Source organism: Parahaliea maris (genome assembly GCF_008064665.1).
Classification (GTDB): Bacteria; Pseudomonadota; Gammaproteobacteria; order Pseudomonadales; family Halieaceae; genus Parahaliea; species Parahaliea maris.
The window spans coordinates 1-11,586 of the sequence record NZ_VRZA01000015.1; the positions used below are offsets into that span (position 1 = coordinate 1).

6 protein-coding genes and 1 rRNA gene are annotated in these 11,586 nt (G+C 58.3%); 4 read left to right on the forward strand and 3 right to left on the reverse strand.

The features are described from left to right. Window positions 1-301 precede the first annotated feature (301 nt). Genes FV139_RS20915 through FV139_RS20925 form a run of 3 tightly spaced genes read left to right on the forward strand, consistent with a single transcriptional unit; the run spans window position 302 to window position 7,953 of the window. Window positions 302-3,418 carry an HD domain-containing phosphohydrolase gene (locus FV139_RS20915; protein WP_213004196.1) on the forward strand — a complete coding sequence of 1,039 codons (3,117 nt, stop codon included), beginning with the start codon at window positions 302-304 and terminating at the stop codon, window positions 3,416-3,418. Next, a complete protein-coding gene (locus FV139_RS20920) occupies window positions 3,384-4,811 on the forward strand; it encodes a hypothetical protein (RefSeq protein ID WP_148070447.1) in 1,428 nt (475 codons plus the stop codon). The genes FV139_RS20915 and FV139_RS20920 overlap by 35 nt, the downstream gene beginning before the upstream one ends. A 1-nt stretch (window position 4,812) precedes the next feature. After that, window positions 4,813-7,953, forward strand: a complete 3,141-nt coding sequence (locus FV139_RS20925) for an HD domain-containing phosphohydrolase (RefSeq protein ID WP_148070448.1) — start codon at window positions 4,813-4,815, stop codon at window positions 7,951-7,953. A gap of 21 nt (window positions 7,954-7,974) precedes the next feature. Here the strand turns inward: FV139_RS20925 and FV139_RS20930 are convergent, their stop codons facing one another. Next, on the reverse strand, window positions 7,975-8,847 hold the full coding sequence (locus FV139_RS20930) for a bifunctional methionine sulfoxide reductase B/A protein (RefSeq protein ID WP_148070449.1): 873 nt from the start codon (window positions 8,845-8,847) through the stop codon (window positions 7,975-7,977). Between the two features lie 116 nt (window positions 8,848-8,963). On the opposite strand from FV139_RS20930, the gene FV139_RS20935 reads away from it, so the two are divergent. Next, window positions 8,964-9,536, forward strand: coding sequence for a peroxiredoxin (locus tag FV139_RS20935; protein ID WP_148070450.1), 573 nt, complete (start codon window positions 8,964-8,966; stop codon window positions 9,534-9,536). 47 nt (window positions 9,537-9,583) lie between these two features. Here FV139_RS20935 and FV139_RS20940 read toward each other — a convergent pair whose 3' ends face one another. Both FV139_RS20940 and rrf read right to left on the reverse strand, forming a co-directional pair. Beyond that, entirely contained in the window at window positions 9,584-11,227 is a 1,644-nt protein-coding gene (locus FV139_RS20940; protein WP_148070451.1) for a dipeptidyl-peptidase 3 family protein, read from the reverse strand. 284 nt (window positions 11,228-11,511) lie between these two features. Beyond that, window positions 11,512-11,586 (reverse strand): 5S ribosomal RNA (rrf, locus tag FV139_RS21470); the annotation flags it as partial.

The following is an 11,586-nucleotide window of genomic DNA, read 5'->3' on the forward strand; positions in this document are numbered from 1 at the left end:
ATCGTTATTACAGCCCCATTAAACAAAAGCCCCGGTCTTACGACCAGGGCTTTTGAAGGTACTTTGTCAGCAGTCTGGGCCGCGTGCATTCCACGCGGCCTTTTTTATTGCCCACGAAAAATCCCGGTATAAATAGCTGCGGGAATAAAACCCTCCACCTGTGACTGCCCGCGCAAAGTAGCAGTAATTGCCGTGACATTTGTTCAATATCTGCTTAAGTTAATTTACCGTCCACCAAGCTGGCCTCATCGCGCAAATGCAACTCAGTCTGGGAAGATTCAGTATTACGATCAGGATGACCGTGGTACTGATATTCATGCTGGCCACACTGCTCACGGCGGCACTGGCGATCAGCCTGCAGTACTACTTCGGACGCAACCTGGCCAGGGAAGCCACTACCCAGTTGTTTACCCTGGCGTCTGGCACGATTGCCACAGAACTCAAGAACTTCGGCACTGCCAATGCCAGTGTTGTAGACCTGTTGGCCGATAACGAGGCCCTGCTCACCAGCGATGACCAGACCGGAATCCTGCGCTCCTTCGGCAGGGCCCTGAGCGCCAACCCGCTGCTCTACGGCATCTACATCGGCCGGGGTGACGGCAGCATGCTGGAACTGGTCAATCTCGACAGCAACGCCGATGTCCGCCGCACCCATAACGCCACGCCAACCGACCGCTGGCTGATGATCCAGGTCGAGATGCAGGGACACAATGCAAAGCGTAGCTATCACTACCTTAACGAGGCGTTTGAGGAGCGTGTCAGCCGCAGTGAAGAGGTCGCCTACGATCTGCGGGGACGTAGCTGGTACACCGAGGCCCTGGAGAAATCCGGGGAAATCGCCCGCTCCGACATCTACCTCTTTTCCCACCTCGGGGAACCCGGGCGCACCCTCTCCAAGCGGGTGGGTTCCAGCGACACGGTAATCGCTGCCGACTATACCCTGGAGTCGATCTCCAACTGGTTGCGCGAACAGCGCATCGCAGAATTTGGCGATGCCTACATCTACGATCACAGTGGCCAGCTTTCGGCCAGCTCGGTCATCACCGAAAAGCCCGGTGCTCTATCCTCGGTCAGTCCTTTGCCGCTCAGTGAAGAAGAACGAAAGCTGGTGGAGTCCCTCTCACCGGTTCTCGTATCCAACGAGATGGATTGGCCTCCTTTCGATTACGCCCTGACCGGACAACCCCGGGGCTACTCGATTGACCTGGTAAAACTGGTGGCCCAACAACTGGGGCTGCGACTCAGTTTCATCAACGGACTGAGCTGGTCCGAACTGGTAGAGCAGTTTCGCGGGGGCGATATCGACCTGCTGCACTCGGTGCTGCTCACGGAAAACAATACTCGCTGGGGCTCACCTTCCGATGCCTACTTCTCGCTGCCCTATGCGGTGGTCACGACGAAGGAACACCCGCCACTGCAGAGCCTCGACCAGCTGGCAGGGCAACAGCTGGCCATCCCCGCGGGCTGGTCGGTGATACCGGTCATCCAGGAGCGTTATCCGCGGGTGGGCATTGTCGAGGTCGGCAGTACCCTGGATGCCATGAAACTGGTACAAAACGGCGAGGTCGTGGCTGCGCTGGATAACGAGGTCATCCTGCACTATATCGAGACCCACTATTTCCTCAGCGGCCTGCAGTACCACAGCAACATCAGTCTGGGTAACGGCCCGGTCCCAAATAAACTGCATATGCTGGTGGGCCAGCGTCTGGCGCCAATCCTGCCCCTGCTGAACCGCGCCATCGCGGCGATTACACCGGCCCAGCGTGAGGAGCTGCACAATCGCTGGCTGAACTATGCCAGTCGGGAGGACAGCAGCAAGTCCGGTGTTGTGCCCCATGACGCTATGATTACCCTGCTGCAATCCCCTCACCTGTTCAACACCCTCAGGGAGGTCATGCACCAGGGTGAACCACACTACCTGTTTGTGTCCCGCACCAGCGGCACGGAAGACGAGGCGCTGTACTTCGGCATGCTGGTGCCGCAGGAGAAAATCATCGGCCCCTTCCTCGATCGGGTGAAACTGTCCATCGCCATCACCGGCATCTTCCTTCTATTATTGCTGCCCTTGTCGTGGGCCTTCGCCTCCCCCATCGTGCGACCCATCCGCCAGCTCGCCCTGGAAAACGACAAAGTGCGCCTGCGACAGTTCGACGCTGTCCATCGCCTGGATTCCCGGGTCAAGGAGATTGACGAGCTCTCTGAGTCCATGGTCGCCATGGTACAGGCCATCCAGGCTCACGAGGCCGCACAGCGGGAATTGATGGATGCCTTCATCCGCCTGATTGCCCAGGCCATCGACGACAAATCCCCCTATACCGGTGGGCACTGTGAGCGGGTGCCGGAACTGGCGCTGATGCTTGCCGAGCATGCCTCCACTTCAAACCTCCCCGCCTTTCGCAGTTTCAAACTGGAGAACCGGAAGCAGTGGCGTGAGTTTCGTATCGCCGCCTGGTTACACGACTGCGGCAAGATCACCACACCGGAGCATGTGGTGGACAAGGGCAGCAAGCTGGAAACCATCTACAACCGTATCCACGAGGTGCGCACCCGCTTTGAGGTGCTCTGGCGTGACGCGGAAATCGATTACCTCAAGCGCTGCCTCGCTCAACCGGAGCTGGAGTCAGCACACCGGGAGAAACTGGAGAAAACCCGGGAAAAACTGCAGGACGACTTCAACTTCGTCGCAGAGTGCAACGTCGGCGGCGAATTCCTCAGCGAGGAGGCCCAGGCCCGCCTGCGCGGTATCGCCAATGTGACCTGGCAGCGCCATTTCGACAACCGCATAGGCCTGTCGCCGGTAGAGGAACTCCGGATGCCCGAGAAGCGCCCGCCGCTGCCCGCCACGGAACTGCTACTGGCGAACCGACCCGAACACATCATTCCACGCACACGCAGTACCGATTATCCACCCGAGTTGGGTATCGACATGGATATTCCCGAGCACCTCTACAATCTGGGAGAGCTCTACAATCTGTCCATTTCCCGCGGTACGCTGACAACGGAAGACCGCTTCAAGATCAACGAGCACATGATCAGCACGATCAAAATGCTGGAGAGCCTGCCATTCCCGGATGAATTGAAAAACGTCCCGAGATACGCCTCCACCCACCACGAAACCATGAAGGGTACCGGCTACCCGCGGCGCCTGCCCGGCTCGGAGCTGAGCATTCCCGAGCGGCTGCTGGCGGTAGCCGATGTTTTCGAAGCCCTGACCGCGGCGGACCGCCCCTACAAAAAAGCCAAGCCCGTCAGTGTTGCCGTGGACATTCTGCACAAGATGGTGGAGGACAATCACATCGACCGCGACAGTTTCGAGTTATTTATTCGCGACAAGGTCTACCTTGAATACGCCAGGAAGTTCCTCCCACCCGAGCAAATCGACCATGTCGATACATCCAAGTATCTCCGCCGCGCCTGACACACGGGCACACACGGCCCTCGCCTTCGCCATCATCCTGGCCGCCCTTGCGCCCGGAGCGACGGCAGCCACTGTCGAACAACTCGAAGACCGGGTCGAAGCCCTGAGAGCAGAACTCGAAGCGGCGGAACAGGCGCTTTCACAGGCCCAGGAGGCGGAACGACGGGCACGCCAGGAAACGGCCGACCTCAAAGAAGAGCTGCAGCGCAATCGCGAGGCCAACGCCGGCTTTGAGGTAGGCCCCCTCACCATCGGCGGCGCCATGCGGGTCAACTATGTCTATGGCAGCTACGAGGGATTCGATAGCGGCCCGAGCCGCGCCGGCCATGGAGGAAATATCGAGCTCGATACGTTCCGCATCAACATGGCGCTGGAACACGACGACCTGATCGGCAAGCTCGAGTATCGCTGGTACAGCGCCAGTAGCGGCCAGAACTATAACTTCATGCACACCGGGTGGCTCGGTTACCGCCTGTCGCAACAGAGCCATATCGAGGTGGGTGTCAACCGGGTACCTTTTGGCGCGGGCCCCTACGGCATTTCACAGAGCTATTTTTTCGACCAGCACTACTACGTCGGCCTGGCCGATGACCCGGACCTCGGCATCAAGTACACCCGCACAACTGACGAGTGGAGCCTGGACCTGGCTTACTACCTGCACAATGAACCCAGCTTTTCAGGCCGCAGCGCCGACAGCACGCGCTACGGTTATGACGCCGTGCGCTGGCGATCGGAAATCGATGACAGCGGTAACGTGAGCTTTGGAACCCCCCGCAGCGGATTCCGGGAGACCAACCAGTACAACCTGCGTCTGATCCGGCGCTTTGACAGCGAGTTGGGAAGCAGCGCACTTGGCGTATCACTGCAGTACGGCGAACTGGAGGGGACCCGGGTGGGTGACGGCGAGCACTGGGCCGCGTCAGCCCACCTGTTACAGTCCATGGACTCCCTGACGCTCGGTATGCAACTGAGCCGCTACGAGTACCACTTTAGCGCCGACAACCCCTGGCGCACAGATACCCTGCTGCCCATGGGGGCCTACGATTTTGCCTGGCCAGTGGCGGCCGAAGCCTGGCTGCCGGCCATCTCCCTGAGCTACAAGTACGTGACCGACAACATCCCGTGGCTGGACTACCTCCTGCCCTATGCTGAATGGAGCAGCATCATCAAGGACGAGGATGCCTTCAACGACAGCCAGTTGTTCGTGCTGGGTACGGCCTGGGCCCGGGGCGGCTGGTACATCTACAGCGAGATGGTCTATTCCGACGGCAATTTCTTTATTGGCAACAGAGGGACCGACTATTCAAGGGTGGACAGCGTCAACGACTTCGGGGTGAATGGCAACGACCGCTGGAACTATCGCTTCAATATCAATTTCGGTTACTACTACTGACATGCGGGTACGCATCCGGATCCGGCTTGCGGTCGTTGCAATTTTTGTCTTTGCCACCCTGCTGACCGCCTCGGTGGCACTGGGCCTGCAGTATTACTTCAGCCAGGCCCTGGCCAAAAGCGCCGCGGCGAACCTGTATACCACCAGTACCAGCGCTATCGCCCACCAGTTCAATGCCAACCTGGACAGAACCACCGGTGTGGTCCGCCTGCTCAGCGGCAATGCGCTCCTGCTCAATCGCGATGCACGCGATCGACAGCTGCGTATTTTCCGGCGAGTACTGGAAACCAACAACGTGCTCTACGGTATCTACATCGGCCGTGGCGATGGCAGTTTCCTGGAACTGATCAACCTGAATTACCACAGGAGCGCTCGCGACAAACTGTTGGCTGTACCCACCGACCGCTGGGTGGTCGTGGAAGTCAAAGGCAACACGGAGCTGCGTTGGCGCCATTTCACCTACCTGAATGAACAGTGGGAAGTCCGCGCCTCACGCAGGGAGGCCACAGACTACGACGTGAGACACCGTGACTGGTACAAACAGGCCCTTGCTTCTGCCACCAGCTTTGTCAGTGCACCTTACCTGTTTGCCCAACTGGGTATACCGGGGCAAACGACCGCGGCCAGGGTTCTGGACAGTGACACGGTTGTCGCCATCGACAGAACACTGGAAACGGTTTCCGACACACTGCGCCAGCAGGACCTGCCCGCGGGCAGCGAGTTGTACGTTTATGACACGAGTGGCACCCTGATCGCGTCCTCACTTGCGGCAACCGATAGCCTGGCCGCCCTACCCCTGCCCGAATTCAAGCTGACCAGTGCGGAGAAAAAACTGGTCTCACAACTGCCCGTGTTGAGGGTATCCAATGAGATGGACTGGCCTCCCATCGACTACGCCGTACTCGGTGAGCCTCGCGGCTATGCCATTGATGTGATCTCGCTGTTAGGCAGGATGACCGGGCTCCGATTTACCTTCGTCAATGGTATGAGCTGGCCCTCGCTGGTACAGGAATTTCGCAACGGCAATATTGACGTATTGCATCCCATCGGCATCACCGAGCAAAACCGTGAGTGGGGAGAGATTGTCGACAGCTTTCTCGAACTCCCACTGGCGCTGGTGACCGGACAGGGGCACCCTCCTGTTCACGCACTGGCTGAGATGGCGGGAAAGCAGGTTGCCATCCCCAGGGGCTGGGCGGTCGCTGACACGCTGCGACAGTATTTCCCGACTATCGAGATCATTGAAACCGACAGCCCCGCCGATTCTCTACGCCGGGTGCTGGATGGCGAAGTGGTGGCTACTCTCGACAACGAGCCGATTCTTCGCTACGTGCAGTCGCACTATTTCATCCCCGATTTGCGCTACCACACTGACCTGGATTTCAGCGGCCACAGCATGCCCGACGACATGCAGATGTTGGTGCAACCCGGCGAAGTGGCGCTGGCACGCTTGCTGAATCGCGCCATCGCCGCAATCGGTGAGGCCCAGAGAAATGCCCTGAGTCGCAAGTGGCTCGATCCGGACCTGGCATCCGCCGGCGGCATCAGTGGCGGTACCGTGCCCCATGCCCAGCTCGCCACCGCGGCGGCGGACGAATCACTACAGGCCCGGCTGTTACCCGCCAGATATCGCGGCCAGGCCTGGTTCACCTACGTGGAGCCCTTGCTCCAATTGCAGGAAGGCAACTGGTATCTCGGCTTCCTGGTCCCAAAACAAGCTGTACTCGGTCCTTTCAACGAGAAAGTGCTGTTCTCCATTCTGCTCACCAGTGTCCTGCTGCTGTTGATAGTGCCTTTCTCCTGGCTTTTCGCCTCACCCATCGTAGAGCCTGTGAAACAACTGGCGCTTGAAAATGACAAGGTTCGACAGCGGGAATTCGAGAATGTCGGCCGCTGCGAATCCCGCATTCAGGAAATTGACGAACTGTCGGATTCGATGGTGAGTATGGTGCAGGCCATCCAGGCCCACGAAGCGGCACAGCGGGAACTGATGGACGCCTTCATCCGCCTGATCGCCCAGGCGATCGACGACAAATCCCCCTACACCGGCGGCCACTGCGCCCGGGTACCGGACCTGGCCCTGATGCTCGCCAAACGGGCCTCGGCTTCGCGACTCCCGGCTTTTCGGGACTTCGAGCTCAGGGATGAGGAGGAATGGCGAGAGTTTCGTATCGCCGCCTGGCTCCACGATTGCGGCAAGATCACGACGCCGGAGCACGTTGTAGACAAGGGCAGCAAACTCGAGACTATCTACAATCGTATCCACGAAGTGCGCACCCGTTTTGAAGTGCTGTGGCGCGATGCGGAAATTCACTACCTGAAGCAGTGCCTGGCGTCGCCAGGGGATGAACCTTCACATCGGGACCAGCTGGAGCGAAGCAGGAAAACATTACAGGACGATTTCTGCTTCGTCGCCGAGTGCAACGTGGGTGGCGAGTTCATGACCGATGATGCCCGCGAACGCCTGCGGGACATTGCCGCTACCACCTGGCAGCGCCATTTCGACAATCGGGCCGGTCTGTCGCCGGTGGAGGAATTGCGCCAACCCGCGGGCAACGAGCCTCTGCCCGCCACCGAGGCATTGCTAGCCGATCGCCATGAGCACATTATTCCAAGGACACAAAGCACACGTTACCCACCAAAGCTGGGCATCGACATGGATATCCCCGAGCATCTCTACAACCTCGGTGAGCTGTACAACCTGTCCATTTCACGTGGCACACTGACCGCAGAGGACCGGTTCAAGATCAATGAACACATGATCAGTACGATCAGGATGCTCGAAAGCCTCCCGTTCCCGGATGAATTGGGCAATGTACCGCGCTATGCCTCAACCCACCACGAGACCATGAAAGGTACGGGCTATCCCCGCAGGCTCCCGGGATCGGAACTGAGCATACCGGAGCGCCTGCTTGCCGTGGCGGATGTATTCGAGGCACTGACCGCAGCGGACCGCCCTTATAAAAAAGCCAAACCGGTAAGCGTGGCCGTGGATATCCTCCACAAGATGGTGGAAGACGATCACATTGACCGGGACAGTTTCGAACTCTTTATTCGCGAGCGCGTCTATCTCCAGTACGCCGGGAAATTCCTGCCACCGGAACAGATCGACAAAGTCGACGAGGCGAAATACCTAACCTGAGGCACCCTCTGGCGGCGGAAATCAGAACCGCTTGGTGTAGGCGTGGCAGTAGGGCTCCTTGCCGGTTTTTGCGTAGTAGTTCTGGTGATACTCCTCGGCTTTCCAGAACCGGCTCACCGGCAGGATGCGGGTCGCCACCGCAAGCCCTTTGCTCTCGAGCACACCGATCAGCTTTTCGGTCACGGCGCGCTCGGACTCATCGCTCACAAATACGGCGGAGGCATACTGCTCGCCAAGGTCGGGACCCTGCCCATCAACCTGGGTCGGGTCGTGTATCTCGAAGAACAGTTTTGCCAGGGTTTCGAAGTCGACCCTGGACGGATCGTAGCTCACTTCCACCGCTTCCAGGTGCCCCGTCGTCTTGTTGCAGACCTCGCGATAGGTCGGTTCATCCTTGTGCCCCCCCATGTAACCGGACAATACCTCCAGCACTCCCTCCTGCTGGCGCATCAGGTGCTCCACACCCCAGAAACAGCCACCGGCAAAATACGCTTTGCTCATCACAGCACCCTCTCTTTGCAGCCAGTCTTCGTGGCTGACGAATGTCATGGAAATGGAATTGACACAGTGACGCAGGTTTTTCATGGTCAGCATCTCGCCTTCGAACACGTGGCCGAGATGGCCGCCGCAACTGGCACAGAGAATCTCGGTGCGACGGCCGTCGGCGTCCACTTCCCGGCGTACCGCCCCGGGAATTTCGTCGTCAAAACTCGGCCACCCGCAGTGGGAAGGGAACTTGTCTTGCGAGCGATAAAGCGGCGCCTCACAGCGGCGACAGAGATAGAGTCCGGCGTCAAAGAAGTCATCATACTGGCCGGCAAAAGGCCGCTCGGTGCCCTTGTCGACAATGACGTAGTGCTCTTCGGGTGTCAGTTGTTTCCAGTCTTTACTCATGACCTACTCGATCTCCCTTGCGGTTGGTAAGACCATACATTTGGGTTTATGCTCAGGTAAAGCGTTTCCTTTCTGCGGGCTTTACGCTCGCCTTTACCAGCCTCAGGGAGATTAGTATGAGTTTTTCAGGTCAAGTTCCACACGCGGTTTTCAAGACCCGGGTACGCGACGAGTCGGTGGATGGCCCCAACCCCTACCGGTGGGAAGACAAGACGACCGACGATATATTTGGCGGCAAGAAAGTGGTCCTGTTTTCACTGCCCGGTGCGTTCACGCCCACCTGCTCATCCAATCACCTGCCGCGCTACGACGAACTCTATGAAGAATTCAAATCACTCGGCGTCGATGAAGTAGTCTGTATCTCTGTGAACGATGCCTTTGTCATGTTCCAGTGGGGCAAGCAGCAGGGCAACAAGAACATCTACCTGTTACCGGACGGTAACGGTGAATTTACCCGCAAAATGGGCATGCTGGTCGACAAGAGCAACCTCGGCTTCGGCATGCGCTCCTGGCGTTATTCCATGCTGGTGAACGACGGCAAGATCGAAAAATTGTTTGCTGAAGCTGACTTTGCCGACCAGTGCCCTACCGACCCCTTCGAAGTCTCCGACGCGGACACCATGATGGCCTACCTCAAGGGCACCGAGGCCTGCGGCCCCTCTGAGGCACGCAAGGCCTTCGAAGGTTAAGCACTTTAATCCGCCCTGGCTCCGGCGAGCCGGGGCGGGCCTTTCCTTCACTTCAGGTCCAGGTATTCCTTCCCCTGGCGAAAGACGATATCCACGGGTATTCCCGCAGCGCCCAGCCGATCCAGGTCACTTTGCAGGCCCGGGCCAATCACGCCTTTTTCATCCAGTAGCTTTTTGACCCCCTCATAGTCTCCGTTACCCTGTAAAGTAAGGATCAGGCAAGAGAGATCCGCCATGGCCTGCTGCATCCTGTCGAAATCGACACTGTAGTGACCGGACTCATCACGGCTGAACGCACCCGCTTCACGAAAATAATTGAAGCGAACCATGTTGGCACGACCGTGCGCAGACGAAGCCCCAAAGCGGACAGAGCGGAAGATACTGGCGAGGAAAGTGACGTAGTTATCCATCACTTCCCCCTCTGTGATCGCGCCCCGCTTATGCAACTCTGTGACCATGTATAACCCCAGTATGTCGGCCTTACCCTCTTCCAGTGCGCCGGCCGTCTCTTTGAGGGCTACCCGCACCGTGCCCTGGTCATTAATCGTGTTCTTGATACCGAGACCGTGGGCAACCTCGTGGAACATGGTGTTGGCGAAGAAGGCATCGAAGGTAATGTACTTGCGTTGTTCGGGGGTAATGAGCTCGCCGGCAATGGGTACCAGTATCTCGTCAAACTTGGCACGCATGGCATTTTTCAGCTGGAGCCGTCGCGTGCCTTTTTCCAGTTGTAACCGCTCGTCGTTGGGGAGGTTGATGGCAATGGTCTTGGAGCCCGCATTGCTGTCGCCGGCATAGAACAGAACATCGTAGGCGTTCAGATCAGAATCGGTACCCGGCATTTCCTGCTTGTACTCATCCGCCACGGGCAGGCCTTTCTGCAACTCCGGCAGGTAACTGGCGAAACGCGCCAAACGCTCACTCCAGGCCAGGTCTTTCAACAGGACATAGGCGGAAAAAGCGGTGCGGTAGCCGTACAGCTTGTCCTCGTAGTTCTCGATCGGCCCGATGACCAGTTCAACCGGATTGGTCTTCATGTCCATCCAGGCCATATCGCTGGCCAGGTAGTCATCGTCGAGCAGTGCAGCAGCGCGCAAGCGCAGGTAATGGGCAAACTCCGGGTTATCAGCCAACCCTGCCGCTTGACTGAGCAAAGCGGACGCTTGCATCAAGCGATCACGATATTGGACTGAATAGGGCTCCAGCTGGAGTTTACCGCCTTCGCTCCGCCTTACGACTGAATAGAGCCCCCGCTTCCCTGCCTGGTCCCAGTCTTCAAATTCTTCCTTGGTCATGTCGGTTGGATAGAAATTCGCGCCAAGGGCTTTTGCGCCGTAGCCGGCAATAAACTGGGCGTCGCCGTCCAGCCGGTCCCAGGGACCGTAATTGGTGCGGATGAATTCCGCTACTGCAGGCTTATCAGCCACCTTCTGCATCAGAACGTCTCGATTCTCCAGGCCAAATGCCTGGTCCCAGAACAGCTCATCCATAATGTGCGCCGCATCGATGAGCAGGCCGATCATTTGCGTTTGGCCGGCCGAAAGGGCTGACAGGTCGGCAGTCAGGGTGAAGGGTGCGTAGATTTCCAGGCGCTCTTCGGGGATCAGGAGATCGACTGACTTCGATTCAGTAGCCTGAGCAGTGCCGGCTACCAACGCCAGTGTGCAGAACAAGGGTTTGAACTTGAACATGGAGGGTTCCTTTTTATGGTGAGGGCCCGGTATGGAAACACCGGGGTTCCCTGTGACAGGGGGGAGGATAGCAAGTGTGGAGGGGGAGTGCAGGGTTGGGTGATGGGGGGAGACATTCCAGAGATAAGCGGGCAGATTTGAGTGGCAGCCCTTCGGGCTGCAGAGCCCACCCCGCTGTATCGGGTGTGACCTTGCTTACGTAGTAGGTCAGCGCCTGGGTAACGCCACTGCCCGACGCATAAAAAAACCCCGTGGCACAGCGTACCACGGGGTTTCGATTTAAAGCCTGGCGATGACCTACTCTCACATGGGGAAACCCCACACTACCATCGGCGATGCATCGTTTCACTACTGAGTTC